Source organism: Rhizobium sophoriradicis (assembly GCF_003939025.1).
In the GTDB taxonomy this organism is placed as follows: domain Bacteria; phylum Pseudomonadota; class Alphaproteobacteria; order Rhizobiales; family Rhizobiaceae; genus Rhizobium; species Rhizobium sophoriradicis.
In genome coordinates this window covers 109,240-135,886 of sequence record NZ_RQIH01000018.1, presented here as the reverse complement: position 1 = coordinate 135,886, position 26,647 = coordinate 109,240, and the positions used below count along the sequence as shown (strand labels likewise).

18 protein-coding genes and 5 pseudogenes are annotated in these 26,647 nt (G+C 58.5%); 15 read left to right on the top strand and 8 right to left on the bottom strand.

Annotated features, from left to right (window positions below):
- From EFR00_RS27035 to prs, 7 genes are all read left to right on the top strand, one after another.
- Positions 1-268: phasin (locus EFR00_RS27035; protein ID WP_125864866.1), on the top strand; the 268-nt coding region annotated here is incomplete at its 5' end.
- Between the two features lie 286 nt (positions 269-554).
- Positions 555-1,109 carry an adenine phosphoribosyltransferase gene (locus EFR00_RS27025; RefSeq protein WP_004672710.1) on the top strand — a complete coding sequence of 185 codons (555 nt, stop codon included), beginning with the start codon at positions 555-557 and terminating at the stop codon, positions 1,107-1,109.
- 31 nt (positions 1,110-1,140) lie between these two features.
- Positions 1,141-2,409 (top strand): radical SAM/SPASM domain-containing protein, encoded by a 1,269-nt coding sequence (locus EFR00_RS27020; protein ID WP_004672712.1) that lies wholly within the window; start codon positions 1,141-1,143, stop codon positions 2,407-2,409.
- An 80-nt stretch (positions 2,410-2,489) separates the two neighbouring features.
- Positions 2,490-2,984 carry a hypothetical protein gene (locus EFR00_RS27015; protein ID WP_004672713.1) on the top strand — a complete coding sequence of 165 codons (495 nt, stop codon included), beginning with the start codon at positions 2,490-2,492 and terminating at the stop codon, positions 2,982-2,984.
- Between the two features lie 5 nt (positions 2,985-2,989).
- Positions 2,990-3,319, top strand: a complete 330-nt coding sequence (locus tag EFR00_RS27010; RefSeq protein ID WP_004672714.1) for a hypothetical protein — start codon at positions 2,990-2,992, stop codon at positions 3,317-3,319.
- A 29-nt stretch (positions 3,320-3,348) separates the two neighbouring features.
- Entirely contained in the window at positions 3,349-4,464 is a 1,116-nt protein-coding gene (locus tag EFR00_RS27005; protein WP_004672715.1) for a nucleotidyltransferase family protein, read from the top strand.
- 2 nt (positions 4,465-4,466) lie between these two features.
- Positions 4,467-5,408, top strand: coding sequence for a ribose-phosphate diphosphokinase (gene prs / locus EFR00_RS27000; protein WP_011053499.1), 942 nt, complete (start codon positions 4,467-4,469; stop codon positions 5,406-5,408).
- A gap of 6 nt (positions 5,409-5,414) precedes the next feature.
- Here prs and EFR00_RS33700 read toward each other — a convergent pair whose 3' ends face one another.
- The 3 genes and pseudogenes from EFR00_RS33700 to EFR00_RS26990 form a co-directional block, all read right to left on the bottom strand.
- Positions 5,415-5,945, bottom strand: coding sequence for an MDR/zinc-dependent alcohol dehydrogenase-like family protein (locus EFR00_RS33700; RefSeq protein WP_016737355.1), 531 nt, complete (start codon positions 5,943-5,945; stop codon positions 5,415-5,417).
- Positions 5,946-6,050: 105 nt separating this feature from the next.
- Positions 6,051-6,449, bottom strand: a pseudogene (locus tag EFR00_RS33695) (alcohol dehydrogenase catalytic domain-containing protein); the annotation flags it as partial.
- A gap of 410 nt (positions 6,450-6,859) precedes the next feature.
- Positions 6,860-7,483 (bottom strand): annotated as a pseudogene (locus EFR00_RS26990) (acyl-homoserine-lactone synthase).
- Between the two features lie 434 nt (positions 7,484-7,917).
- Between EFR00_RS26990 and repA the strand changes: the two are divergent.
- The 3 genes from repA (at position 7,918) to repC (ending at position 11,518) form a co-directional block, all read left to right on the top strand.
- Positions 7,918-9,132: a plasmid partitioning protein RepA gene (gene repA, locus EFR00_RS26985; protein ID WP_011053501.1), complete on the top strand. Its 1,215-nt coding sequence runs from the start codon at positions 7,918-7,920 to the stop codon at positions 9,130-9,132.
- On the top strand, positions 9,129-10,154 hold the full coding sequence (gene repB, locus EFR00_RS26980; RefSeq protein WP_004672729.1) for a plasmid partitioning protein RepB: 1,026 nt from the start codon (positions 9,129-9,131) through the stop codon (positions 10,152-10,154). The genes repA and repB overlap by 4 nt, the downstream gene beginning before the upstream one ends.
- A gap of 155 nt (positions 10,155-10,309) precedes the next feature.
- Complete coding sequence (repC, locus tag EFR00_RS26975; protein WP_011053503.1) at positions 10,310-11,518, top strand: plasmid replication protein RepC; 1,209 nt, start codon at positions 10,310-10,312, stop codon at positions 11,516-11,518.
- A gap of 85 nt (positions 11,519-11,603) precedes the next feature.
- Here repC and EFR00_RS26965 read toward each other — a convergent pair whose 3' ends face one another.
- Positions 11,604-12,629, bottom strand: a complete 1,026-nt coding sequence (locus tag EFR00_RS26965) for an IS4 family transposase (RefSeq protein WP_225880292.1) — start codon at positions 12,627-12,629, stop codon at positions 11,604-11,606.
- 47 nt (positions 12,630-12,676) lie between these two features.
- Here EFR00_RS26965 and EFR00_RS26960 point away from each other — a divergent pair.
- A pseudogene (locus EFR00_RS26960) lies at positions 12,677-13,356 on the top strand (integrase core domain-containing protein); the annotation flags it as partial.
- An 84-nt stretch (positions 13,357-13,440) separates the two neighbouring features.
- Entirely contained in the window at positions 13,441-14,409 is a 969-nt protein-coding gene (locus EFR00_RS26955; RefSeq protein ID WP_008534018.1) for an IS481-like element ISRel2 family transposase, read from the top strand.
- Positions 14,410-15,455: 1,046 nt separating this feature from the next.
- Here the strand turns inward: EFR00_RS26955 and EFR00_RS26950 are convergent.
- Complete coding sequence (locus EFR00_RS26950; protein WP_008534020.1) at positions 15,456-16,373, bottom strand: recombinase family protein; 918 nt, start codon at positions 16,371-16,373, stop codon at positions 15,456-15,458.
- 891 nt (positions 16,374-17,264) lie between these two features.
- Between EFR00_RS26950 and EFR00_RS34310 the strand changes: the two are divergent.
- From EFR00_RS34310 to EFR00_RS26940, 3 genes and pseudogenes are all read left to right on the top strand, one after another.
- Positions 17,265-17,527, top strand: a pseudogene (locus EFR00_RS34310) (recombinase family protein); the annotation flags it as partial.
- Positions 17,525-17,752: pseudogene (locus tag EFR00_RS33960) on the top strand (ATP-binding protein); the annotation flags it as partial. The pseudogenes EFR00_RS34310 and EFR00_RS33960, both read left to right, overlap by 3 nt.
- A gap of 143 nt (positions 17,753-17,895) precedes the next feature.
- Positions 17,896-18,237, top strand: a complete 342-nt coding sequence (locus EFR00_RS26940; RefSeq protein ID WP_077991556.1) for an AAA domain-containing protein — start codon at positions 17,896-17,898, stop codon at positions 18,235-18,237.
- A 47-nt stretch (positions 18,238-18,284) separates the two neighbouring features.
- On the opposite strand, the gene EFR00_RS26935 is transcribed toward EFR00_RS26940, so the two are convergent.
- From EFR00_RS26935 to EFR00_RS26925, 3 genes are read right to left on the bottom strand one after another with little or no spacing between them, the layout of a single operon-like run.
- Positions 18,285-21,656, bottom strand: coding sequence for an AAA family ATPase (locus tag EFR00_RS26935; protein ID WP_016737365.1), 3,372 nt, complete (start codon positions 21,654-21,656; stop codon positions 18,285-18,287).
- Positions 21,653-23,725: a trypsin-like serine peptidase gene (locus tag EFR00_RS26930; protein WP_064820001.1), complete on the bottom strand. Its 2,073-nt coding sequence runs from the start codon at positions 23,723-23,725 to the stop codon at positions 21,653-21,655. Before EFR00_RS26930 ends, EFR00_RS26935 begins: the two co-directional genes overlap by 4 nt.
- Before the next feature lie 8 nt (positions 23,726-23,733).
- Complete coding sequence (locus tag EFR00_RS26925; protein WP_125462012.1) at positions 23,734-26,526, bottom strand: S8 family serine peptidase; 2,793 nt, start codon at positions 26,524-26,526, stop codon at positions 23,734-23,736.
- Positions 26,527-26,647: the final 121 nt, after the last annotated feature.

Here is a 26,647-nt window from a genome sequence, read left to right as displayed (position 1 = left end):
TCTATTCGGCAACGAATTGTGGTGGAAGACGATCGCTGCACTGCAAGCCGACGCCGAGGCCGGCTTCTCACATTTGCAAGCTTTGCTGGGCGCGAATTCGCCGTCGCAGATCCTCGAACAGCAGTCGGCCTTTTTCCGCAAGCGGGTTGAGACAAGTTTGCAGCACGCCAAGGAAGTCCGGGAGCTCTCAAGCAGGGCGGTGGAGGAAATCTCAAAGCCGGTCAAGGATGCTTTTGACAAGGTCCTGACGAACCCCAAAGCGACGTAAAGTTGACTCGGCACTAAGATCAGGGCTGGACGAATCATGATCGGAGCCGCTTTCGAGGAGACAACATTATGCGGCCGACTGATGTTTCATCTGTTCGCGGCGCTGGCGAATTCCGGCGTGATCTGGTCAGAGAGCGGACCCGTGCCGGCCCGGAGGAACGTGGTAGGCGCGGCGGCGGCCGCCGCTGATAAGCTTGCCAGGGCCTCATCTGGTGGCTGGCCACAAAGTGCGCGAGGCCATCGCACCTTACGAGGCTCTTAGATGGTTACATGTGGGGGATAGTAAAATGATTGTAGCTGTTCCAAATAGCGGGGCGTCACGGATTAACCAATCCGGTGTAGAAGCATTACGAGAATTTCCTAACTTTCCGATAGGCGGGATCTTGTTCAAGGATATAGCGCCTATGCTGGCTGGTAGAGGTGCATTGGGCGAAGTCGTTTCTACCGTCGCAAGCCAAGTGTCGGGAACAGAAATCGATGCCATTTTGGCGGTTGATGCGCGTGGTTTCATCTTGGGCGCCTCATTGGCTGATAGGCTCGGTTGCGGTTTCATCATGGTAAGGAAACCCGGTAAACTGCCGGGGGACGTCCTCTCATTTGAATACAGCTGTGAATACTGCTCCGGAACCCTGGAGGTAACTGCCGGCCTCATCGGTGACGGCCTGCGATGCCTGATTGCTGATGACCTTCTAGCGACGGGTGGCACTGCTCGGGCGACTGGGAATTTTGTCAAGTCCCAAGGCGGAGAGATCGCCGGATACGCATTCATACTCGAAATCGAAGTTTTGAAAGGCAGGCGTCAATTGGACGACGCACCAGTGATCAGTGCGATGACGTGCTAGCGCAGCAACATAGACGTAAGGAGGCAAGCGCATGAATACCCCTGATTGGCTTTCGACACCGCAGGACGTGCATGTAGCCAGTCAGACGCTACAGGCCCTCGTCACAAGTGAACTTTCGAAACGAGTCGTCTCGGAAAACGAAATTAAAACGATCTATCTGTTTCTAACCCGCAAGTGCAATTTGGGATGCCACCACTGTTATATCGCAGGCGTCGGGCCCAAGGCCAAGGGCATTGATTTCAACCTGGAGGCGATCCAAGGACTGATCGAGCAAGCACTACCCAATGGGCTGCGCAAGGTTAAGGTTTCCGGGGGTGAACCGATGGTTCACAAGGAATTCATGGCAGTCATGGAATATCTCGCATCCTGTGGGCTGAAGGAGCTGGTTTTCGAGACGAATGGAACCCTCTTTGACGAGTTCACGATCGAGCAGCTAAGTAGGCTCCCCAATTTGACGGTCTTCATCAGCCTCGACCATTTCGACCCAGAGGCGCACGACGCTTTCAGAGCAAAATCGGGTGCGTTCGCCAAGACTGCGATTGTCCTGCAGCGGCTTGGAAAAACTGACATCTCTACGGTGGTAACGACGACTGCCTATCGCAACAACTATGACAAGGTGATTTCGATTATAGATTTGGTGCTCGGCTGGGGCATCAAGAAGCATCGGACGCTGCTCAACATACATCCGATGGGCAACGCGCGCAGCCATGAGGACAATGCGATAAGCTTGGAGGAATGCAAGCTACTGATAGGCGATCTTTTGAAATCTCCCCATTTTGAGAGTGGCGCTGCATACATGACTCTGCCGCCGGCTCTGATGCCTCTCAAGTATCTGAACGGCGTGCATACTTGCGGTTGGGGCGACAACGTACTGGGCATACTGTCGAACGGACAAGTTTCGATGTGCAGTGCCTCCTACGATGATCCGGAAATGATCGCCGGCAATGCCTTCGAAATGCCCTTGATGGAAATCTGGCGCAACAGCCCGTTCTTCCATGAGCTACGCGAGGTGGTGAGTGGCGAGGTTAAGGGCGTCTGCGGCAACTGCGTGTTTTATCCAGTCTGTCGCGGCGTCTGCAAGATGAGTAGCTGGTCGCACTATGGTGAAAAGGACGCGCCCTATCCGCTGTGCCAGGAACTTTACAATAACGGAGGTTTTCCGGAGTACGCCCTGGTGGACCCGACGAAAGATTCCACCTACCGCCGCGGAGTTATAGCGAAAGAGCGTCGGCCCGCCGCCGAAGCTCCTGTCTATAACTTCTCGGAGGAAATCGCGGCTGCTGCGCAACACACTCACTAACGCAGGAGGCGCGACGTAATAATTGCTGTGTCGACGACGTAATTTAACCAGGTCAACAAAAATAACGTGGAGGATTGAGGATGAGCAGAGCTTTCCGAGGTGCGGCGGGTGTGGCGCACACACTTGCGAACAACGCGATACGATCCGGCAACAAAGCAGCCGCCCAGCAAGCCCAGGTGATTTCTCGTCTCGCGGAAGGACTCGCCCGGCTGCAGGCGGGTTTGGATGACCAAGCTCAGCAATTGACGGCTGGCCTTGTAAAATTAGAGCAATCGCTAAAGGTGTCACGCAGATCGCAACGGTCGAAATCCGGCTCACTCGCTGCTAACGGCGAACTACAAGACTACTACGTTGATATAACCGCCTCGAAGAAATTTGGCAAAGCCAATTGGCCGCGCGCCGCCGATTCAGGTCTTGTAGGACGCCGCATTGGGCGAGGACCGGTTAGGATGACTGGTTCCGACACACAATCGGCAAAGGCGGTTACCGCCGCATTCGCCAAACTTCTCTCGGCTCAGGCACAATTGCTGCAGATACGCAGTGAAGTGGAAGACCTCAAGAAGGTTCAGAGGTAGCGGCAATGGCTAGTTCCCGACTGTTTGGCTACGCCGTTGACGAAGAGGATGGCAAGCTGGTAATCGTGATTGACGGATTGCTTGCCGAAAGTTGCATCCGGCAAATTCGGGACAGCGCCCAGACGGGCCGCGGTGGTGAACTCTTGTCGCGATTGCTGCCGGTAAGTTCGGTTTACAAGCTTATGTCTGGACAAGAGGAACGCGCTGAAGAAACGCTCAGCCTTGAACAGTTGCTTGGACAAAACGTCGACCAGAGTTTCGCTTCCTTCGAACAACAGTTCGCCGACCTGAGGCAGACACTAGCCGAATTCGGCAGCCCGGAAAGTTCGAAATAAATCACGCAGCCGTATCAGGAGTCTCCGCGATGCTTCGGTTGTCACCAGAAGACTCTATTTTGCTGATCACCTGCCGGGCCTACCTACGACCCGAGGATGAAGAGCGTTTGGTCCGTCTCTGCAAGGAGCCTGTCAACTGGCCCTATGTGGTATGGCGCGCCGAGCATAATCGGACGGTGCCGCTGCTTGAGAATCACTTGCGCCGCCTCGATTTGTTGACACTATTGCCTACTGAGGCGGCGCATTACGTTCAGTGCTGGACTGTCATGTCAAAGGTCAGGTCCGCACTCGAATTTCGCAATCTGCCAGAAATCATGGATGCGCTGGATCGGGCCGGCATCGCCTGGTTCCTGGTGAAGGGACCAGATCTCGCGCTTCTCCACTATCCCGATCCACTCCTACGGCCGATGACCGATCTCGACATCATGGTCAAGCCCGCTGACGCGCAGCGCGTGCAGCGGCTCATGTTCGATCTCGGCTACCGGCACGGTATTTTCGACCCTTCAAATGGCAACTGGCATCCGGAACGAAAGGAACTCGATGACGAAACCTTCCGCGAAAGCTATTCCTTGCCGGTGTTTGTAAGGATAGAATCCGTTGAATCTCCGTTCCCTGGTCCCGCGGTGCCACGCCAGCTGCGCTACCGCCACGTAAAGGGATACATCGATTCCGCGAAGAAGCTGCACATGCCCATCTTCATTGATATGCATGTAAATCTCTCCGTCGGCATCGATGTCGAAGACATATGGTCAGGCGTGCGTCTTGCAAACGGTCTAGGCCGCATATTGCAGGTCCAATCCGCGACTGGCGCCGTCTGGTTCCTTTCGGCCAGGCTTTATCACGAGGCCTTCCTTTATAATTCGCTTCGACTATTGATGTTCGGCGATCTTCATGCGGTTCTACACAAAGAAATGGCGAATATTAGCTGGGCGGAGGTCGCTGCGATAGGTTACAAATACGAGATGAGGCCGGCGTTATATTTCGTCCTGACGCAGATGAAGCGCATCTGTGGGATAGACATACCGTCCGAGTTCCTAGAGCTCATTCGACCTGATCAAACCGAGGTACCACTTCAACATGATTGGGGCGACGTGTTGCCCAAACTGCTGTCTATTCCCACTGTTAACGATCTTGAGCTGGCGTAAATATGGCGCCCGAGTCACCATATCGTACAGATCCTGCGGCGAACGACCTTCGTATCGCAGCAACCGAAACCTCTGCAAAGTTTGCGTCAACAGTCCATCGGGCCCTCACGCGGTCAGGAATAACGATCCTAAACACGCAGGTGTTCAGCAATGGCCAGATGGCTGTCACTCCGCGCGACGGCGGGCTTGGCGGAAATGTGGTGGTCGTGCAAACATTTCCTGACAGCGTTCATGATCGTCTTTTCGAGTTGTTCCTAGCGCTTGGTGCCGTGCGGGCGCGGGGTCCCCGCACGATTACCGCTGTTCTTCCCTACCTCCCATATTCGCGTTCGGATCGCCCTGCCTTCGACGGCGGACCTGTACCGGTGCGAATCCTTGCGGGGATTATCGAAACGCTCGGTATAGATCGGCTGATAACTTTCGAACTCCATGTTCCTCAGCTGTGCGCCGCATTTGCCTGTCCTGTCGTCAATCTTCAGTTCGCTCCCGCCCTAGTTCGCCATCTCGGTTCTGCGGCCGTCGATGGCGACATGGTCGTTTCACCGGACTTCGGCGGAGCGAAGCGAGCTGAGCACTTGGCGGCCCTGCTCGGCTGCCCATTCGCTGTCATGCGCAAGCACCGCAGAGACGATGATGACTTTCGGGAGAGCGTCGAGATTCTGGGGGACGTTGCTGGCCGGACGATCATCCTGATTGACGACGAAATCAACAGTGGTCAGACGGCTTTTTCAGCCGCCGCACATCTCAAAGCGGCAGGCGCTCGCAAGATAACCCTTGCCGCAGCCCATGCCATATTCACGCCGTCGCTGAACGAAAACTGGGGACGGTCTCAGATCGACCGCATCGTTGTGACCGACAGCGTCGGACGTACCGACAATTTCCCCGACAGTGTCGAAGTAGTCTCGATCGGCAACGAAATTGCAGGCGCGCTGCAGGCACGCTGAGAAGCATTACCTGAAATCTAGCATCACGCGATTAACACGTGGATCGAGCGCCTGCTCGAATGCCTCTTGGGCGTTTGACGAGGGCCAAAGATTGACCTGCAGCACGTCGAAGCGTGCGGCGTGTTCAACGATGGTTCGAATGGCATTTCTCACGTCGTCCGCGCTTTGGGCTATGGTGCCGATCAGTTCAATTTCCCGGTAATGCAGAAAGTTAGCGCCTACCGATAACAAATCGGACGTCGGAATCGATTGGTAGAGTACAATCCTGGCACCGCGTGACGCCGCAGCTATGGCCCCCTGAATGCCTCTGACACCGAAGCGCGTGCAAAAGATGCAGTCGAAGCCCCAGCCATCCGTTAATTTCTCGACGAGTTTCGGATCAGACAGAGAATGAACTGACCCCGTTGCATGGGCGCCGGTCGACATCACAGGCCCATGCGTTGCCACGTCGTCATCGAAAAGGTAAACGTCGCATCCTTTGGTTGTCAGAAGTATCGAATGGAGAAGGCCCATCGTGCCTCCGCCGATGACGGCCACAGTGTCTCCAGCCTTTGCACGCGCCCTATTTATGCCGCGTGCCACGCAGGCGACAGGTTCAACTAACGCGGCACGCTCGGGAGCCAAAAAGGAAGGTACGGAAAAAACCTGATAGGCGGGTACGCCCACAAAATTGGCCAATCCCCCCGGCCCCTGCGGCACCCCTCCTCTCGCTTTAGGATTTAAATATGCACAGTGGTTGTCCAGTCCGAGGCGGCAGGCACGACATTGGCCGCATCTGCGCATTAAAAGCACCGCAACGCGGTCTCCTACGCGCAGGCCATCCGGTACATCGTCCGGCAGAGACACGATCGTGCCTGACAACTCGTGCCCGCCCCAATAGGGGTAAGTCGGCTTGGCGCCCCGATAAACGCGTTGCTCCGGTGTGCAGAGTCCACACAACTCTATCCGCACACCGACTTCGGACGATACGGCGAGTGGAACCGACAATGTCCATTCTTCAACCTTGCGGGGGCAAGTAATTACGAGTCCACGAACCTCCATACGAGACCTCTCGCTCCCCGACACACCGACTATCCTAATATGTACACTTACTTGCATCCAGAATCTAGCCAACAACCACAGGCGGCAGTCAGAAAGCTGATGAAATCACGTGCCTTGCTGGCGGGCTTGCTTATGTCCTGGGTCTTGACAAGCTTCTCGGAGATATCGTCGGCGCAAACGGCAAAGGACGTTTCAAGCGGCAGAAGTGTTCCCTTGCGCAAGGAGCGACGAAACTATTGAAGGTAGAGTGGAGCGCTTGGGCCGCGTCAATGCCACCAGCCTCAAACACGAGCCGCGGTTTACCAGCCCGTTCTTCGATGCATCCTCATCTCTGCGAAGATGCCATGTCGCCTTCCCTCATCTGCCCGCGCGAACCCTCCTAAGAGCCTATCGCCACATCGTCCAAAGCTTCATCCTTCGTGGCGCACCGGTTCGAACCGAACAGACCAACAATCCGAGTCGCACCGAGAAGGATGACGGCAACTAGATCGGTAGTTGGGCGGCCGCAACATCAGAAAGGTCTCAGCGTTTGCTGGACGCGTGCCTGCGATGGCGGTGGTGGCAACGATCTTCTCTGGCTGCCCCAAGCGCGGGAGAGGCCATTCGACGCTAGCAAGAGTTCGCTCGAACCTGATATCCGTTACCGCAACGACTTCGCTGAGACCACCTCCCAGGCACCATTCTACGATGCCGGCGAACAAGGTCAGCGTTGCCTCGTGAACGGAACCATCTCCCCTCCCCTCCCCTCCACTCTTCGAGGTGTCGACGCAAAAGCGAGAACTCTAGACCATCAGGGGATTGGCGTTCAGGCGGCCCTTCGGGAGCAGAGACGGAAATACGTCTACCAGCATGGTCGGTCCCATCGCAGACAAATCGCGTGCACATCCTGCAAGTGGTCCAGCCGCGGTGACATCCAGGATGGCAGTCGGGGCGAGAGCGTCAACCCCATCTGCCTCGCACTCGTCGACTACTTCTACATCCCAAGTGCGAGTGGAAAAGATCCTCGCACGTAGCCTATGATCGTCCTGAAGCAGCTACGCTTCGTAGTAAATTTTTGGTGTCGAGATCGCGAATACCTGCATGAATTTCTCCGCCGCCGTTAGGCGCCGGGAACTCTGCACGAATTGGAATCGGGCGTCCGTTGTCGAATGCTTACGGTTTTGTGCGAGTGAGTCGCGGCAAGGGGATCACCGACTTTGCCGAGGTCTTCTGCTTTTCGTCTAAATCGCCGGGGCACATTTGTAGGATTCACAATAAAACACACCATGACCAATCGGTACCGCGGTCTTGCTAAGCTGCAGGATATAAACGGAAAAATCCATTTACTCTACGTTCCGGGTTTATCCACGTTAGCCTTTCGTTAACCTAAAACCCCTTGCTCAAAATGCAGAATCGGCTCTAATAGCTAGTGGCGGAACTTTAGCGGTTTCGCGAAAAGTTCCGCCACTTGCAGGAAATGGATTTTGAGATGGCGAAAACCGCAGCAAACACAGCGCCGGTCGTCGAAGGGTTGACCGCATTGATGGAGCGTCATGCTGACGCTCTCTCCAGCCAACTTCAAGCACATCATCTCAAGGTCTTCCCGCCGACGTCCGAAAAGGGCATTCGATCCTTTGCACCGTCAGAAGCCTCAAAATTGCTTGGCATCGGTGAGTCTTATCTTAGACAAACTGCTTCGGAAATGCCTGAACTGCACGTTAGTATGAGCCCTGGCGGTCGACGCACGTTCACGATCGAAGATATTCATTCAATCCGTAAGCACCTGGACCTGATTGGCCGCGGGAACCGGCGCTACCTGCCCCATCGTCGCACGGGGGAGCAGCTTCAAGTCGTCTCGGTGATGAATTTCAAAGGCGGCTCGGGCAAGACGACGACAGCCGCGCATCTGGCACAGTACCTGGCAATGCGTGGCTACCGGATTCTCGCGATTGATCTTGATCCCCAAGCAAGCCTTTCCGCACTCTTCGGCAGTCAGCCAGAAACTGACGTTGGTCCGAACGAAACACTCTATGGCGCCATCCGGTATGATGACGAGCAGGTCCCAATCGAGCAGGTTGTCCGAGGAACGTACATCCCGGATCTTCATCTAATTCCTGGCAATCTTGAACTGATGGAGTTTGAGCACGATACCCCGCGCGCGCTTATGAACCGGAAGGAAGGTGACACGCTTTTTTACGGTCGGATCAGTCAGGTCATCGAAGACATCGCGGACAACTACGATGTCGTCGTTATCGATTGCCCTCCCCAACTTGGCTATCTCACGCTTTCAGCTCTGACCGCCGCAACCTCGATCCTCGTCACCGTCCATCCCCAGATGTTGGATGTAATGTCGATGAACCAGTTTCTGGCGATGACCTCGAATCTCCTTCGGGAAATCGAGAACGCAGGCGCCCAGTTCAAGTTCAATTGGATGCGCTACCTCGTCACTCGTTTTGAACCGAGCGATGGCCCGCAGAACCAGATGGTGGGCTATCTGCGTTCGATCTTCGGCGAAAATGTCCTCAATTTTCCGATGCTCAAGACGACCGCCGTTTCGGACGCTGGCCTGACGAATCAAACCCTCTTTGAGGTTGAGCGCGGACAGTTCACGCGCTCGACCTATGATCGGGCCTTAGAGGCGATGAACGCCGTCAACGACGAGATCGAAACTCTAATCAAAAAAGCATGGGGTAGAACCACATGAGTCGGAAGCACCTCCTTGACGTCACCACGGACGCGCCCGACAGCTCATCAGCTGCTGAACACAGAGCGGCAAAGACTCGCTCCATGCCGCTTCTCGGCGTGACCAGAAAAGAACGAGATCCAGCGACGAAGCTGACTGCAAACATCGGTAACGCGTTGCGCGAGCAAAATGATCGTCTTGGTCGTGCCGAGGAGATCGAGCGGCGTCTCGCCGAAGGTCAGGCCGTGGTTGAACTGAACGCGTCGTCAATCGAGCCGTCCTTCGTTCAGGATCGCATGCAAGGTGATATCGAAGGACTTCTTGCATCCATCCGCGAGCAAGGACAGCAGGTCCCAATCCTTGTGAGACCTCATCCCGTTAAACCCGCGCACTACCAAGTTGCCTTTGGACACCGCCGGCTGCGCGCCGTTTCGGAGCTAGGACTGCCGGTCAAGGCGGTTGTTCGAGACTTGACGGACGAGCAGTTGGTTGTCGCACAGGGTCAGGAAAACAATGAGCGCGAAGACCTCACCTTCATCGAAAAGGCACGTTTCGCACACAAGCTAAACAAGCAGTTTCCACGAGAAATCGTCATCGCGGCTATGTCAATCGATAAAAGCAACTTGTCGAAGATGCTCCTGCTTGTTGACGCCCTCCCCTCTGAATTGATCGATGCCATCGGCGCCGCTCCAGGCGTTGGACGCCCAAGTTGGCAGCAATTGGCAGAGCTGGTTGAGAAAGCATCGCCTCCGGCAGGCGCTGCGAAATATGCTGCCTCGGAGGAGGTGCAGGCGCTGCCGTCGTCGGAACGGTTCAAGGCAGTGATCGACCATCTGAAACCGCGTCGGACTGCGCGCGGGTTGCCAGACGTCCTGTCGACCCCCGATGGCGACAGGCTTGCGCAGGTCACGCAGAGCAAGAGCAAGCTAGAAATTACCATTGACAGGAAAGCCACGCCGGATTTCGCGGCTTTCGTACTCGAGCATTTGCCGGCGCTTTACCAGGAGCATCGCGCAAAGCATCAACGGAAACAGGGAGTGTAACCCGCAAAAGAAAAGAGCTCCCTCAACGTCGCCGTCGTGGAAGCCCTTCTGTCTCTGTAGCAAGAACAGAATCGCATTTCCTCGAATCCTCGTCAAGAGTCTTTGGCGCCGTTTTGGTGAGCGAATTTCCTTTGCCTGCTGAAAGGTGAGAGACAATGCAGTCGGGGAATGTAGCGACGCCGTTCGGGCGGCGGCCAATGACGCTTGCGCTCGTGCGGCGCCAGGCGGCAATGGAAATCAAGCATGGAAAAGCTGCCGATAAGTGGAAAGTGTTGAGAGACGCTTCCGCCGCGATGGAACTGCTCAAGATCCAGTCGAACAGTCTGGCTGTTCTTGACGCACTTTTGAGTTTTTATCCTGACAATGAGTTGCGTCAGGATGCACAATTGATTGTCTTCCCCTCGAATGCCCAACTGGCGCTTCGGGCGCATGCAATGGCGGGCGCAACGTTGCGGCGGCATATTGCCATTCTGGTGGAGTCGGGGTTGATCGTCCGTAAGGATAGCGCCAATGGCAAGCGCTTCGCCCGCAAGGGCGACGATGGCCAGATCGAGAATGCTTTTGGCTTCGACCTGTCGCCCCTCCTGGCGCGATCGGAAGAGTTGGCGATGTTGGCGCAAAGAGTGGCGGCCGAGAGAGCCTCGCTCAGGAAAGCCAAAGAGAGCCTTACAATTTGCCGGCGGGATGTTCGCAAACTTATTACTGCTGCAATGGTCGAGGGCGCCGACGGCGATTGGAAGACGACCGAGGACATCTACATTGCGCTCGCGAGCAGAATTCCGCGCGTTCCGACCCTTGAAGGGGTCACTAGCGTTCTCAATGAAATGGAGATGCTCCGTGAGGAAGTGCTTAATCGTTTGGAAAACCTCGAGAATGCTGAAAAAATTAGCACCAATGCTGCTCATATCGAGCAGCACATACAGAATTCAAAACCCGAATCCGTAAATGAATCTGAACCACGCTCCGAAAAGGAGCAGGGGGCAAAGGCGAGCTTGAGCCTTCAGCCGAAGAATGAATCGCAAAGGGCGTTCCCCTTGGGATTGGTGCTCAAGGCGTGCCCGATGATCAGCGACTATGCACCGCGCGGCGTGGGAAGCTGGCGAGATCTGATGTCTGCCGCTGTGGTGGTTCGATCTATGCTGGGGGTAAGCCCTTCCGCCTACCAGGATGCCTGCGAGGCGCTAGGACCGGAGAATGCTGCGGTGGCAATTGCGTGCATCCTGGAAAGGGCTAACTTCATCAACTCTCCTGGAGGCTATCTGCGGGATCTAACGCGCCGAAGTGAGCGCGGTGAATTCTCGCTTGGCCCGATGATAATGGCGTTGTTGAAGGCCAACGGGCAAGGCGGTTTGAGGGCTGGGTAAGTGCGGCTGATCGTTATTCCTGCCGTTGAGGATTTCGGTTGTGGTCAGCTGACCACCAAGCTAACCTCTTGGAAAACACCAACTTTCAAAGGCGGCTTGTCGCAGGCATTGTGCCGGTTACCGTCTGGCTCCCGAGCCAAATGACGCCTCTTAGGGGAACAGTAGACCGTGATCTCAATACGAACGCGCCCAAGGTCGCGCACGAACAAGACCAGGAGCGAAGTCTTCGCACGAAATGGCAGCCGCCTTTCATCAATTCATTGGCACCGGCGCGGCAAATCGCAAGGCGGCCGGCTGTGCCGGCTAATCGCGAGTGGGCGATGGCGCTATCTCGCAAGGCCCAGCCATCGGCACAGTATTTGAGTCCGTTGAAGAAGGTGATGGGTCCAGGCGGCTTGGAGGAGGCATAGCCGTTCCAGCCGCCGAGTTTGGCGATGATCCAAGCGGCCCAGGCGAGCGAAGCTTTGGGATGGGGATTGGATTGCAGCTTGGTCTTGCCCTTGAAGCGGCTTTCGAGGGCGGCGAGCGTGTTGATCTCGTGGGGACTGACTGCCAGGCTTGCCGGGTGAGGATCGCCGCCACTGCGGTCCTGCACGAGTTGGAGGACGATTGCCGCGGCCTTGGCGGCGATGGCGACGAGCTTTTCCAGCCGCGGCGCTAACTGCAATTGGCTGTCTTCGATCTTGAAGCCCTGCGTCTTCATCACCCGGAAGAACTGCTCGATCATCCAGCGCTGCTTGTACCAAGCGACGATCTGCCAGGCGTCAGTCGCACTGGAGAGCGCATGGGTGGTCAAGAGCAGCCAATGCAAGGGCTCGACACCGTCGGGTGCGTCCGGTTCGACGACCTCGACCCAACTGAGCCTAACCCCGTCGGGCAGCCCTTCTTCGCGCAGGTTTTGCGGTCGCCTGATCGTCGCCTGGCCGAAGCGGAGGCACAACGTTGCCTGCCGCGCCGGACGGTCGGCGCGCTCGCGCAGCTCGATCGTTTGGGTGTCGCAGAACCGAACTGTCTCTACGACATCACGCAGTTTAGAGCCGCCGATGAGTGCATGGTCATGCATGACGCGCGACAAAAGATCGAAGCGTTGGTCGGGCAGGCGCGCCCACATCATAAAGAAGTCGCCCTATTGCGCGACCGGCGACCGGCGACCGGCGGCTTCGGCGGGGGGGGAGCGCCGTTGGGGTCGACCGCATCTACGGGCTCTATCGCGAAGAAGGACTTTCCGTTCGCAAGCAGAAAAGCCGGGGCGGCACTGTCGGCACGCGTGGCCCGATCCTGGTCGAAGCGAAGGCCAATGCCCGAAGCTCGCTGAATCTCGTTCACGACCAGTTCGCTTGCGGAAGGCGGTTTCGCGTGCTCAACTTCGTCGAAGACGTGACCCGCGAATGCCTGGCGGCGATCCCGTGCACCTCGATCTTGCGTCGTCGCGTCGCTCGCGAACTGTCGGTCCTCATCGAACGGCGCGGCAAACCGGGGATGATCGTCTCCGACAACGGCACGGAATTCACCTCGAATGCCATCCTTGCCAGGTCGAAGGATCATAGTGTCGAGTCGCACGGCATCACGCCGGGAAGCCGATGCAAAACGCTAATGTCGAGAGCTTCAACGGCCGGATGCGGGACGAGATGGTCAACCAAAGCCTGTTCCTCGGCTGCGATTATGCCCGAAGCGCCATTGCTGGGCCGACGATTACAACCACTTCCGGCCGCACTCATCGCTCGGACCAGACCCGGGCACGTGATGCAGATACCATTGCCGCAACCGGCTCCAACGCTGCGCGAGATGAAAGCTTCGCGTTTCCGCCACTTGGCGTACTCGGAGCGCGCAGGCTCTAGTTGTGAGCTTTCGGGAGGTTGTCCATTCAAAGCGGATTTAGGAGACTGGAGCTATCACACCTCGAGTCGGAAGGATCGCCGCGAATGAACATTCATAAGAATGCCCGACTGACGCCGTTGCGCCGGGAACAAATGGCGCTTGCTGTTATCGAAGGGCATCTGACCCAGGCTCAGGCAGCACAGGCCTATGGCGTCGCGGCCAAGATCGTCGCCCGTTGGGTCGAGCGTTTCAAGGCCGGTGGTCGAGAGGCGATGCTCGATCGTTCCTCCCGACCTCATGCCATGCCCCGGCAGACCAGTCAGGCGCTGGCGGAGCGCATCATCACGCTTCGCCGCCAGCGCCTGACTGGCAAGCACATCGCGATCGAAACCGGTGTATCTGCAGCGACGGTGAGCCGGGTTCTCAAGCGCGCAGGCCTCTCCCGCCTCAAGGATATCGAGCCGGCCGAGCCTGTGCGTCGTCATGAACGCCAGGCTCCCGGCGAGATGATTCATATCGACATCAAGAAGCTCGGCCGGTTTCATGAGGTCGGCCACCGCATCACCGGCGATCGCACTCGCCAGAGTTCGCGCAGAGGCAAGAGTTGGGGCGCCGGTTGGGAATGCGTTCATGTGGCCATCGACGATGCCTCTCGCATCGCTTTCTCACAGATATCGCCGGACGAGACGAAAGAAAGCGCCGTGGCCTTCTTGAAGGCGGCATTGGCCTATTATGCCAGCCTCGGGATCGCGGTCGAGCGCGTCATGACCGACAATGGTCCCTGCTACACATCAAAGCCATTCGGCCAAGCTTGTCGCGACAACGGCCTCAAGCACGTTCGCACCAGACCATATACGCCTAAAACCAACGGAAAGGCCGAACGCTTCATCCAGACCGCCCTCAGAGAGTGGGCCTACGCCGTCGCCTATCCCAACTCGGACATGCCCGCCGCCGAACTGCCACGATGGCTTCATCGCTACAATTGGCACAGGCCTCACGGAAGTCTAAACTCAAAACCACCAATCACTAGGCTCGCTCTTACCCAGGACAACCTGTTGAGGCTCCACATCTAGTCGCTGCCGGAGAGGATTGAGTGCTAGGTCAGCGGGTCCACTGATCGAGGTTTTTCGCCAGACTCTGCTGTCGTGGGCCAGCAAGTCTTTTGGGGTGGGACGCACTGCCAACAGCTGCTTTTCCGGTGGTCAGCTGACCACAGCTACAACACTCTGAAAAGAAACGACATTTTCGGGCGCTACTATGGACGGCGCATGACCCGCTCCTCGCGCCACCTCTCACAAGATCGGTTGTGTAGAGATAGGTACCGTCCTGTCGCCGCCATGGGTCGCGGGGTCTTGGCGGTCATTTTTGATCGTACATGACGTTCTAAGGGCATTGGTCATGGTTGCCCGGGTAGAATGGCCGACAGCCCTTCTATGCGGCTGGTGTAGTAAGGTCAGTTGATGCACGGAGCCGATTGAGCGGCTTCGTGTTCGAACGAACAATCGCGGTGTTTGTCACGACTGAAAGGAGACATTGCTTTGTAATCTTAACGGCGGTCTCCGCAGGATGCTTCAGGACGAAGACCTCCCAGGCTTCGAGGACAGTCGAAATTTGCTGGTCGTAAAACGAATGTTTGCAGATCTTCGGCCGTAATCATTCTTGTAGGAAATATAGCTGGCGGCGCGGACAAATGGCTCAATCAAATTGTCGAGCATCCTTGAAAGAACGCCGAAACGCGGACGGATTGTAAAAGAAACAAATACTGTCTGACTGAGTTCCGGCTCGCGCCCGAATTCGTCGTGCAGCCGAGACGGCTTTTTGGTAGCGAGGGGAGCGGCTGTCCTCTGCTTTTACCCGCGCCGCCGAGGGTCATGGCCCGCGCGCCTCTGCGGATCATAATCACCGCGGCTGAAGCCTTCAGCACGTTCCGGGGGAGGGGGCGAGCAGGCGGAGGAAGCCGGCTCCGCGGCGAGGATGTAGGCGCTGAGCTGAAACCGCGGAGCGATAGCGACTAGCGGTCCTGGCGCTACAGATCCCCAAAGGCCGGACCTGACGGCTATGCAGTCGAATAGCGACAAGAAAAGACTCTCTGCCATCGGGCGTCGGATGAACCATGCCCTCAACGGCGAATGAGGCCAAATCGGTGGGCTTCGTCCAGCAGGACCCGCACCGAGGACGGTTGCCAGTTCTTGCCGCTGCGCACAGGCCGTTCTCCCATCTGGTCCAGTTGCGCGGCAATGTCGCGCAGCGACAGGTTGGGATCGGCAATGGCAATTGCCGCCACCAGCTTCATCAGATAGTCTTCGGGAGCCCGGCGAGGGGATCGAGCAAGGAGTTCCTTCTCCGCGAGCTTTTCGCGTACCATGCGATGAACAGCGCGACGAAGGCGTTCGACGGTCCAGTCGTGGCCACGGCGATTGAGAACCCGCACGACATTGTCCCAACTGTGCTGCGGCCGGAGTTGACGCACCATCGGCAGCCACGTCTGCGCCGATGCAATGAGTTCATCGAGATAGAGCTTCTCCCGTGCCTGCGAGATTGCCTTGATCGCCTCCGGCCGTCGTTCTCGCAGACCGGGATTTCCAGGAAGCTTGCCGCGTGCCTTCGCCGCCTTAATGCCGGCTTTGGTACGCTCAGCGATTAGCGCCCGCTCGAGCTGCGCGACGGCGCCGAGGACCTGAAGGGAAAACATGCCCTGCGGGGTCGACGTATCGATTGGATCGCGGATCGACCGGAAATGCACGCCGCGGGCCTCGAGGTCCTCGATCACCGACAAGAGATGACTGACGGATCGGGCCAGTCGATCGAGGCGCACGACAATGAGGACGTCGCCGGCGCTAAGTTCAGCGAGTAATCGCGTCAGCACCGGTCGAGCCCGCGATGCTCCGGAACCATGCTCCTGATGGATCCGATCGCAGCCGGCTGCACGCAGCTCGTCCAACTGGGCATCGTGGACCTGTTCATCCGTCGACACCCGGGCATAACCGATCAGCCGCTTGGGAGATTGTTGGTTGTCAAATGTTTGTGGCTTTGCCATCGCGCTTGTAACGGCCCTGTCTCGAAGTAGTTTGTACAGATAAGGCATGCGTTAGAAATCGAACAGTTGCAAGCGTGTTTTAGCCATTGAATAGCGGCCCGTCAGACTCAAAATGCTACCGCGGACGAGCAACGGAGCGTCCGCGGTGGCAAATGCGCGTCAGCGGGCTTCCAGGGCGGAAATGCTGGAAAAACAGCGGCTTTGGTGATGGCTGCGGGCGGAGAAGCCTGCTGAAGGGCGCCGGCGCTCAATTCCGGAAATGAGGACCGGCCATGTGTGCCGACGGCGGCCGTCGAATTTTGCGATTGAGAGTCCGGTCATCCCGGGCGAAATTGCCCTAAATGCCCGGATTTCCGGGCGAATCCGCCGATCCAGGACGACCGACATCGCTGATTTGCGGCGTTATAGCAATCGCTTCCGATAAGCATTACTTATCGGAGGTGATTGCCTCAAAAAAACGCCCTCGGTGCGACGGAAGTAAGGGCCAAGTTCAATTCCTTATTCCAAAAGAACGTGGTTAATTCAAATGGTTAACGAACCGTAAATTCGACGCCGTCGCCGATTTGCCAGGCACCCGGGATCCGGCGTTGTGAATTTCAGCTAGGGATTTCATTCAAGCGCCAGCTGAAAATCGGACGCCATCTCCGCAGGTCAAGACTGGCTGCGAGTGACTAAGGCTTATCGGTGGACACAATTTTGCTTGCATACGATGCATCGCGACGAACAACACCTCCCTTGGGAAGTGGCGCTGATCCAAGACCTTAACCGCATTTGCAATTGTAAACCATGAAATCCTTAGCTGAAAATTGGGCTGATTCTGCCCGTTAAGTCCAACTGACTTAAGGTATTCCGCCGTTTGAAATCGCAAATTGAAAGCGACAAGCGAAAGCCATTGTTTACGTAAGGCAGTCGAGCAAAGGCCACGTTGAGAACAATCCTGCGAGCTGTCGCCGGCAATATATGAACTGGTTGACTTCGGGCGGCATCGCGGCTTCCGCACCGTTGAGGTCATCGATGATGATCTCAGACGTTCAGCCAGCGGAATGGTTGCCCGTCCAGCTCCTGAGAAGCTGGTGGCTGCATTGTCCGTCGGCAAAGTCGGTACTGTTCTTTGCTTCGACGCGCCGCGCCTCGTGCGCAATGGGCGCGACTACCTGCCTTTCGCCCTGGCCGGCGGCCAACTCCTATTCCATCTGATCAGCAGGCTCTACGAGCGCACGTCGATCATTGTCACCACGAACCTGGCGTTCGGTGAATGGCCGACGGTGTTCGGCGATGCCAAGATGACGACGGCACTTCTCGACCGCCTGACCCATCACTGCGAGATTGTCGAGACCGGCAATGAGTCCTGGCGCTTCAAGAACCGCTCTCAAAGCTAAAGTCGAAGAAGATCATCACCCGCACTTGGCCTACCCTCTGCAACCCCGGCCAGCGCCGGGCAGGCCAAGCGCTGATCTACAGCACAGGGGGGTCAAAATTGGATAAGCAAAAGGGGTGAATGTTCGGTGCTGATTGACGTGTCATCACGCCATTTGTCGTCGTTCAGGACAATCTCCGCGACAAACTGGTCGACAGTCGCGTTCTCGACGGCTGGGTAGACGGGCCTCGGACGTGGGTCAGGGACCGGGTTGGGACCGTTCAAACAGTTCAAGGCCGAGAAGCGGATATTGTTTTCTTTGTTCTGAGCGCGCAGTCTCCCTCTCAACAGGGCGCACGCGCGTGGGCTGGTGGAAGACCGAATCTCGCCAATGTCGGCGTAACCCGCGCGAAGACATCGCTCTTCGTCATCGGAAATCGAGCCGCATGGAAATCGGCAGGCTTCTTCGCGGCCCTACATAGGTACCTGCCGCAGCGCAATCTTTGATGCTGCCGAGCTTATTGGGAAAACGGCTTCCTGCTCTGGTCGGCATTTTAGGCTCCACCAGCGGCCACCATCTCGTCAAAGCGGGGCAGCCGCAGCAGGCTGTCATAGCGATGCAAGAGCCCGGCAACGGCGACGAACCGTCGTCCGCGCTGGGCGCTTGCCGAGAGTGCAGCGAACAGGTCTTGCGTCAGTCCCGCAAGATCGAGGAACACAACGAGTCGCGCGAGAAAAAAGTCGATTTCTCTGAGGTTGTGACGCGTCGAAAACAGTTGGCCCGGGTGACAGTCCGATGGCCAGAAAGGCGTTCCGGCGGCGATCACATCGAGGGCTTCGCCAAACCCGCTGGGGTCGTCGGCAGCAACGTCTCCCAACGCCGCCCGGATGGGGTCGTAAAGCTCCGGGGTCCGGCCACGCAACACGGTTTCCATCGCCCGGGCCATGCCGCCGTGTGCGGAACGATAGGCTGGAACGCCCTCGTTGGAGACCCGGAAGAACGCCTCTGGGGCATCCAGGATTTTAAGGTCCGTCGATGCCGGTGGCCCACTCTGGAATTCGTCGATTTGCCTGAAGAGGGTGCCAGGGATCTGCAGCAACGTCGACCCCTCGCGCTCGTCTGGCTTCAACATCCCCCAGATGGCCACGACCTGGGTGATATCCGCTCGGACGTCAAAATAGTTCCGCGGATAGGCCATCAAGGCCGGGTTCCAATACTTCGACAGCGCATGGAGGCGCAGCGATAGGATGGACGCGATTGGTGCAGAGGCAAGAACCGGATAGGCGGTAATAGCGTCGCGATAAGGAGCATGGTCGACGAAAGCCGGGGTACGTCCGAGCGCCACCGTCGCAACGGCAAGCGCCAAGAGGGTCCCCAGCGCGAAGGGGTTTCGCGACGATGGCTGAAAAGGGAAGGATGCGCTCTCGGTTGCCCACAGAAGGTCGCTTTCCTGGACGGCGCCAGTCGCCAGACAAGACAATGCCCATTTCCAAAGCCAGTGGCTGGTCAAGTCGCCCAATTTGTCAAGGGGCGGCTCATGCTCGGGAGCCTCCGCCATCCGCAATACGCCGCTCCGGCCGGAGCGAACGACGCCTTCGAAGTCGGCCTCGGAAAACAGGGCTGCGATCCGGCGAGCCGTATCAATGTCTTCCACTATGTCGAGCTGCCGTCCGTGGCCGGAGCCTTGGTAAGAATGCTCATCGGAACCCGCATCGATAAGCGCCAGCTGCTCCATCTCCAGATCGCCTATGGGCTCATATCGTTCTGCCTGCCTCGATGTGACCCCGAGGCGCGCCCGTTCGGCACGGCGAGTCGCAACAGCCTTTCTGCGCGCGTCGACAGGCAAGGCTGCGGTCTCCTGGTTGGACAGCCCGATGTCCGATTTGTCCTCGCGGCGGAGGATTGCACGCGCCGCAAGCGGCATCGCGAAGACGTCTTCCCCGGCAAGGTCAATCAGGCGGCGCACCAGGCTGGGATCGGTGAGCAGTAAACCGACCTCGCCCAAGAAGGCGTCATGATAGGCTGCGAGAGTTGCAGCGTCCGGCTCGCCAGCCCCACCGCCAGCCCGGTACCAGTTGGCGGCAGCGCGATGGACCGCGCGAACCGTCTCGCGCATGGGGATCTCGGAATTTCCCGCCGGTGACAGGTCGCTGTCGAGCATCGGCAGCATGATGCGCCTGAGGACAGGAACGTGGCGTATTGCGTCATCGCCGGAGCGCTCGACCAGCCAGACTTCACGGGAGAGGGCCTCAAAGAGGTCTATAGATTTCTGCACATCGATTGCGCCAAGTGCTGTCGGACCGGCAAGGACCTCCCGGATAAGTGTGGGCGTGACCACCGTGAGCGCAAGTCCCGGATGTGCCAGTTTGGAAAGGTCGTCCCTGGAAATCAGCCGCTCCCCGGCAGCATCGGTGACGATATGGTCTTTCAACCGGTGCAGAAAGCGGGAATAGAGCACGCGCGTACTGGATGCGGCACCAAGAACCCCTGAGCCTTCGGCAAGCGTGGCAGCCTCCTCGATCTCCGCAGCCGTGCGCCCGCGCGAAAACGCAGCGAGCAACAGGAGCACGATTGGAAACCGCGGAATGGCGCCAACGAGGCGCCGGCTTCGCGCCTGTGTGAAGATTTGGCGATCTGCACGGCTCCTCAGGAACTCGACCGCGGCCTCGGGACCGAGCTCGCCGATCTCCAGGCGTGCTTCGAACCAACGAGCAGCATCACCATCATCGCCCTGGAAGGGATGCGCTCGGCCAGCGACTACCGCCCTTACATCCTTGAACAGCGGACGTCCGTCGTGGCACCGGAGCACTTCGAGTGAGTTCAAGAATTCGAGCACAAGGCCGAACGGCTCCTGGTCCAGAAAAGGGGCCTTCATATTGGAGCGTACCAGGACTTCCTCGAAGGTATCGACGAGGACAACGAGGGTTTGTTCGGCAAACATCCCGTCACCCAAGGCCCGTTGCATTTCCTCGCGCATGGATGAAACAACGTTCAAGCTCTCGGTACCGGAGAGCCGCTCCACGTCGCCGCTCTCTTGAGTGAGCCTGTGCAGATCGTTTCGAGCCGCGTTCCGGATCGCCGATAGACGCTCGGCCGCTGCTGGCCTGGCAAAGCCGATCTGCCGAGTAACCTCGTTCAGCCATTCGCGCTCGCCCCCGAGAGCAACGTTGCGCTGGTCAAAATCAATCCAGACGCAGATCGGACCTGACCAGTCGTCTTTCTGGGTGCGGCGCATTAAATCGGCGACAAGAGCCGACTTGCCCGAGCCGCCTATGCCGGTGACGAGCAGAGGACGAAGGCGTGCGAAGTCGCTTGGCGGTTTGGGGAGCGCGACCAGTGGCTGCTGCAAAAGGCCGCTTTCAATATACTGGTCGAGGGCATGTGCCTCGAGCGCACGGCCAAACAGCTTACGGGGGGCCACAAAGTCCTGCCGGCGTCGCTCGGCCTTGCGCGCCAACATCACGCGCGGGTCTACCGGCGGTTCCCTGACCGGCCAATCCGTCGGCAAGGAACGGACGAAATCGAGCGCCAAGGCCTGTAACATCAGGTCGTCCGTCGACATTTTGCGCGGATCGCCGGCTGCCGCCCCCTTTTTCAACATTGCCTGGAGGACTTGGCCGAAGCGATCAGAAACTTGCGGTTTGGTTTGCCTGACGGTCTGTTCCAGTACCCCCTCGGCGGCCATCTCCCTCAAAGTGTCGCGCCGTGGCTGCGGCCGCAGGCGCCAGAGCACGCGCTTGTCTTCGATGACCTCTTCCATCATCGGCGATAAGAATGCCAGGACACGGTCCTCGAAGGCCTCCTTGTCCTCCGCGCGGACCGGCAGCTGCAGGAAAGCCACCGGATCGAACGTGCCGACGACGGCGGCCCGCCGGCGAAGGACGAGAGCGGCGTTTTCGGGTGTGTCATGTTTGGTTGCGTTCATACACCCATCCGTTTCTTGAGATGGGGGTCGAGGTCGTTGCGGACAACCGCGGCGACGGCCTGCGTCATGCTGAAGGTCTCGCTGACCCGGCTGCTTGCGACCGACGAGACGACGGCGGCAAGGCATTCGCACGCCACGTCCGGCAAGCCGAACCGCCCGTCAACTCGATTGCCTACCCAGGAGGCTACCCGGCTGCTGTCGAGATGCGTCAGCGGCTTTTCGAGGCGTTTGGCCTTGATGCCTTGCAGTGACGGCAGATCGACGTCAACCAGGCCGAGCATGACGAGGCGAAGCGACGGTTCGACGGAGACGTCTGCATAAAGCCGGTCGAGGAGCGTTCGCGTAGTTGTGTCCGGCAGCGCGTGTTTTTCAAGTTCGTCGATGACGAGCCACAATGTTCGCTGGCCAGCGATCCTGACGAGCTCAGCCTTTAGTTCGCCAGCAACGCGCATGACAACGTCGTTGATCTCGGTCGATTGACGATCGGCAGGTAGGCTGCTGTCATCAACGGGGGTCAGGGCGGATGACCGGCCGGCGCTGACAGCCTCAAGGAGGGCGGCTGCAGTGCGGTACGCGTTCTGCATTAGGTTTGCGGCGCTGATCTCGACGATTTCGTGTTCGGCGAGATCAAGAAATTCCCGCAGGATGCGCCTTGAGAAACTTTTGCCGACGCGCTGGAGCGGCTTTCCGTCCACACCGAGATCGGCGCGAACGATGAGTATCTTGACCTTGCCCCGGCTTGCCTCCGCAATCGCCTCCTGCAACTCTCCGCGCCCAATCAATGGATCGCCATTTGACAGCGCTGGTTTGAGTGCTTGGAGAGCACCCATCCGGGCGATGATGGCCGGTCCGGCCTTGGCACGGATACGGCGCAACGGTATGGCGATATTGACGTTCGCGCTTGGCACGGGATCGCCGTTATCGTCGCTGATATCAGAATTGCCGCCATAGGTGACGCCCGCTTGGTGCAGCGCCACCGGCATCATGTCGAAATTGAAGCAAGGTGCGCCGGATGAGCCGCCGATGGAATTTGCGCTATGAAGGATCCTCGCAGATGTCTTCGCGGGAACGCCGCCGAGAAGGTTTGCAGCTGGTAGACCGAGATCGAAACTTCCGTAGGACAGGCGCATCGAAAATTCGCCCGGGTGATGCAGGAGGACCATATTGCCTCTTGGCATAGGCGGGTCTTCGGAGACGATATCATAAAAGCGCCGCTCCAGTCCTGCCGGCTCGGCGATCTCAATCACGGCGAAATCGTCGTACGGCTCGAAATCCGCGCCGTCTGCCGGCCAGTCGCCGGCACCTTCACTGCCGGTTCGCTCGGATCCTTCGGCACTGCTTGCCGCGACCAGCCAGTTCTCGATTACACCGATGCGGATAACACCGCCCGCCTGTGCGGCGCGTGCCGTGAAATCGAATTCCACGCCGAGCCTTGCCGCGCTGCCGGCGGCAGCCTTCCATGATTCTGCCGGGGCGAGCCCTGCGGCCGCAGCCTCTTCGTCGCTCATAGGTTCCAACAGCGAACGAACGACGTGCCAGTTCGTCAGCACGAGGCGCGGCCCGATCAGGAAACCCGTTCCCCGTGTACGCCGGGCACCATCGCGCACAACGATGCGACAGGTGCAGCGTTGTGCGCGCATCACCGCGGCATTGACGTCGTCGGGATCGCGAAAGCGCTCCTGGTCATTAACGATTGCCTCGAAGGTGACGAGCACGCTCGCGCGATCGCGCGCATCCGCAACCAGCGCGGCCGCCATGACCACCCCGCCAGTACCATCATCCTCGCTGCTTGCCTTGAACAGCGTTGCACCGCCTGCGGAACAGAAACCCTGCAGGAACCCTTTATCGCTCGCATAGCGCAGCGCAGCTTCGAAATCGGCGAAATCTCGCTCGCGGCCCGGGCCAAGGGGCGCTGCCCGCTGACGTTTCAAGGCGACGGCCTTGAACGGGATGCGTTCGTCAGGGCTCACCTCGGCAAAGGCGTCGAAGGCCTTTTCGAACGTCTCGCGGGTTACCTTGACCTGACGTGAGAGCCTGCCGGGATCGAGCTCATCAGGACCTTCTGACACGGCGCGCCCTATCTCCATACCATCCGTTCGGTAACATCCGCCCCGATAAATGGCGATTGTTTCACTGCGGCCAGAGAGTGAGCGTAATTGGCGGTCATCACCTGGCCTGCGAAATGCAGGCCAAGGATCGGAAGATCGTTTGAAAAGGTAATGATTGCGGAGCCTGACGAGCCACCCAGCGTTGTCGCGTCATGGCTGAATATCCAGTGATTGCCGTCCGCCTTCACGCCCCCGGCCGCTTGGACGATGGTGCCCGGGCTGAAATATTTCCGGCCATAGTCGAGACCGAAGATCATCGCCAGACGGCCTCCGATCGTCTCAGTAGCTTCCTTGCCGGAAGGATCCTCCAGAGCGGACCGATCAGGACGGGCAGGATAACCGACCACCGCGATATCCTGCAAAGTTGCGGCTTCGCCGGGATCGCCCGTCAGCCCCACGGTCGCGGGGAGCTTCGCGGTAGTGTTCTCCGTTTCGACGTCGAGCACCACCATGTCAAGATGAGCGAAATCGACGCTTCTGCCAATTTGGGCATCACCAGCAGCGGCAACCCCTTTGACCTTGAAACGCAATTCGTTGCCCCTTCCGTTGTCGCTGAAATTGATCGTGACACCGTCACGCATGAACCATTTCGATCCGCTACCTCTCTTGACGACGACGTCCGCGATGGCCTCTGCCACATGGCGGTTGGTCACGACGAGCCCGGGACCGGCGACCCATCCCGTACCGACATGTGCGCCCGCAACGTCGATGCGGCCGACGCTCGCACAAAGGGCGGGCAGATATTGCTTGGCCGCCGTCAGAAGCGCACTCCAATCGGTGAATTCGGCATGCTTCGAGGAGATCGCGCCATCCTCCACCTTGAAGGCTGGGCGGCCCTTCAGCCGGACAAGCGCCTCGGTCACGATTCTGCCTTCGATGGAAAGCGCCGCCTCGCCATCGCTGGCAAGCTGGCGGACGACCGCTTCGGTGCTGTTCAACAGATCGCGGCGTGCGGCGGTTGCCTCAGGGGTACTTTCCGTCTGGGATTCGATCTGCGTCAGCGTGCCTTCGATGAGATCTTGCAAGTCCCTCAGACCCGTCCCGGCAAGACTTGCGCGCGCGTTTTCTGCAGTGCTTTCCTGGCCAGGCTTCAACGGCGCAATTATTGTCAGAGGGTGGCGCGCAGGCGGTGTGGGCGCAAGAATCGGAGCTTGGAGATGTGGAACTGCATTCGCAAATCGCAGGCTTCGTTTCAAGACGGTGGGCGCCTTGGCTTGAAGCCCTGGTGACGGGAGCGGCCGGGCAGGGGTTTCGAGCAGCGCGGAGCGCCCGGCGTCGCCGCGCCTCCAGGCGTCGGCGGCAAGGTAGCTTGCCTCTGCGCCGTAACGCGCCCAAACCACATCCGTGCTCTGGGCATCGGCAAAGACTTGCGCAACGGCGGCGCTCTCCGGCGCATCCGGAACGGCTTCAGGTGCTATTTCATTCCCGGTTGCTGCCGGGATCTTCGCCAGCGCCAAGCGCAGCAAGGCAGCGGCATCGACAACACCGGCACCGTAAAGCCAGCTGTTCCAGCGGGCGGGACGCCGTGCAGTCGCCGTCAGTGCCGCGCGAAAGAGCGCCTGGACGCTGACGCCGCGGCGCTTGGCCTCCGCCCGAACCTTGTCGCGTCCGAACCGCGCAAGCCATAGCGCCGCCACGCCGGCGGTGGTCGTTACCGCGAAGGAGGTCCCCTGCCCACCGCTAACCGTGCCGATGCCGAGATCATTCGGTGTCCTGCGTGCCACGTAGACATTCTCCGCTGGAGCGGCGATCGTCACACTGGGCCCGGCGCTGGTTCCCTTCCACGGTTTGTCGTTCGAATCGACACCGGCCACAGCAATGACACGGTCGTCTGAGGCCGGATAGACGACGAAGTTGACACAATTTCCTGCCGCGGCAAGCACGATCAGTCCCCGATCGACGGCGACGCCGATGGCAGCCGAAATCGATCTTGAGAAGATCCCCCCGAGGCTCATGGTGATGATGTCGGCCTTGATTTTCACGGCGTGAAGGATGGCGGCCGCCACCGGGGTCCCGTCGAATATCTTGACGTCGGTCGTGCAACGGATCGGCACAAGGCTCGCTGCTGGTGCCGTTCCGACCATCTGGCCACGTTCACGGCTTACGACCACACTCGCCGTGGCCGTTCCATGTCCGGGATTGGCAAAAGACGGATCAAGGGGATCAGCGGGGTCCTTATCTCCACCAACGATGTCGATGGCGAGATCGAAGCGAAGCGCCTCGGTATCCAGTTCGGGATGACTGGCGACACCGGTATCGGGCTGAGCGACGATAATGCCCGCACCCTTTTTGGGCGAAATCGCCCAGGCTTCGGGCGCGCGCACCGCCTTTGCCGACCAGTGGAAATCAGTGGGGGCCGACGCCTTCGACCAGCAAAGGGCATCGACAGCCGCTGATTCCGGATTGGTCCGGTCAAGCCTATGGGCATCGGGCTCGGCGTAAAGTGTCGAGCCGATGTCGGGCGTGCAGGACACGAGTTCGAGTTCACCTGCAAGGTAGTCGGCAATCGCGAATAGGCGGTCCGGTGCGATGGTGCGCGCAACGCCAGGAAATTGCAGGACATAGAACGTCGGGAGCAAGGGATCGAGCGGCTGAAGGACGAAGCGGCCGTCTTTCAGCAAACCGGCGATGTGGGCCTCCAACCCGCCAGCGTCATCTGGCCGCTTCAACTCCAGTTCGAAGCGTATAATTCCTGGCCGGAGAACGGGATCTTCGGCGTCGCAGGCTTCACAGACGGAACGCAGGATATCAAGTTCAATCACCGTATCGCCCCCCAAGGATACTACTTTATGTCTCTTATTTTTCGATTTTGCAATGAGGATACGCTGCCATGGTTGTATGAATCAGCAATATAAACAATACTGCTGACATTCTTTACAGCAA

What these genes read in the sequence shown, in the direction of transcription:
- EFR00_RS27005 (WP_004672715.1), top strand. Translation starts at nt 3,349, where the DNA reads ATGCTTCGGTTGTCACCAGAAGACTCTATTTTGCTGATCACCTGCCGG.
- EFR00_RS26955 (WP_008534018.1), top strand. Translation starts at nt 13,441, where the DNA reads ATGAACATTCATAAGAATGCCCGACTGACGCCGTTGCGCCGGGAACAA.
- EFR00_RS26935 (WP_016737365.1), bottom strand. Translation starts at nt 21,656, where the DNA reads ATGAACGCAACCAAACATGACACACCCGAAAACGCCGCTCTCGTCCTT.
- EFR00_RS27020 (WP_004672712.1), top strand. Translation starts at nt 1,141, where the DNA reads ATGAATACCCCTGATTGGCTTTCGACACCGCAGGACGTGCATGTAGCC.
- EFR00_RS27015 (WP_004672713.1), top strand. Translation starts at nt 2,490, where the DNA reads ATGAGCAGAGCTTTCCGAGGTGCGGCGGGTGTGGCGCACACACTTGCG.
- repB (WP_004672729.1), top strand. Translation starts at nt 9,129, where the DNA reads ATGAGTCGGAAGCACCTCCTTGACGTCACCACGGACGCGCCCGACAGC.
- repC (WP_011053503.1), top strand. Translation starts at nt 10,310, where the DNA reads ATGCAGTCGGGGAATGTAGCGACGCCGTTCGGGCGGCGGCCAATGACG.
- EFR00_RS26965 (WP_225880292.1), bottom strand. Translation starts at nt 12,629, where the DNA reads ATGTGGGCGCGCCTGCCCGACCAACGCTTCGATCTTTTGTCGCGCGTC.
- EFR00_RS26950 (WP_008534020.1), bottom strand. Translation starts at nt 16,373, where the DNA reads ATGGCAAAGCCACAAACATTTGACAACCAACAATCTCCCAAGCGGCTG.
- repA (WP_011053501.1), top strand. Translation starts at nt 7,918, where the DNA reads ATGGCGAAAACCGCAGCAAACACAGCGCCGGTCGTCGAAGGGTTGACC.
- EFR00_RS27010 (WP_004672714.1), top strand. Translation starts at nt 2,990, where the DNA reads ATGGCTAGTTCCCGACTGTTTGGCTACGCCGTTGACGAAGAGGATGGC.
- EFR00_RS27025 (WP_004672710.1), top strand. Translation starts at nt 555, where the DNA reads ATGATTGTAGCTGTTCCAAATAGCGGGGCGTCACGGATTAACCAATCC.
- prs (WP_011053499.1), top strand. Translation starts at nt 4,467, where the DNA reads ATGGCGCCCGAGTCACCATATCGTACAGATCCTGCGGCGAACGACCTT.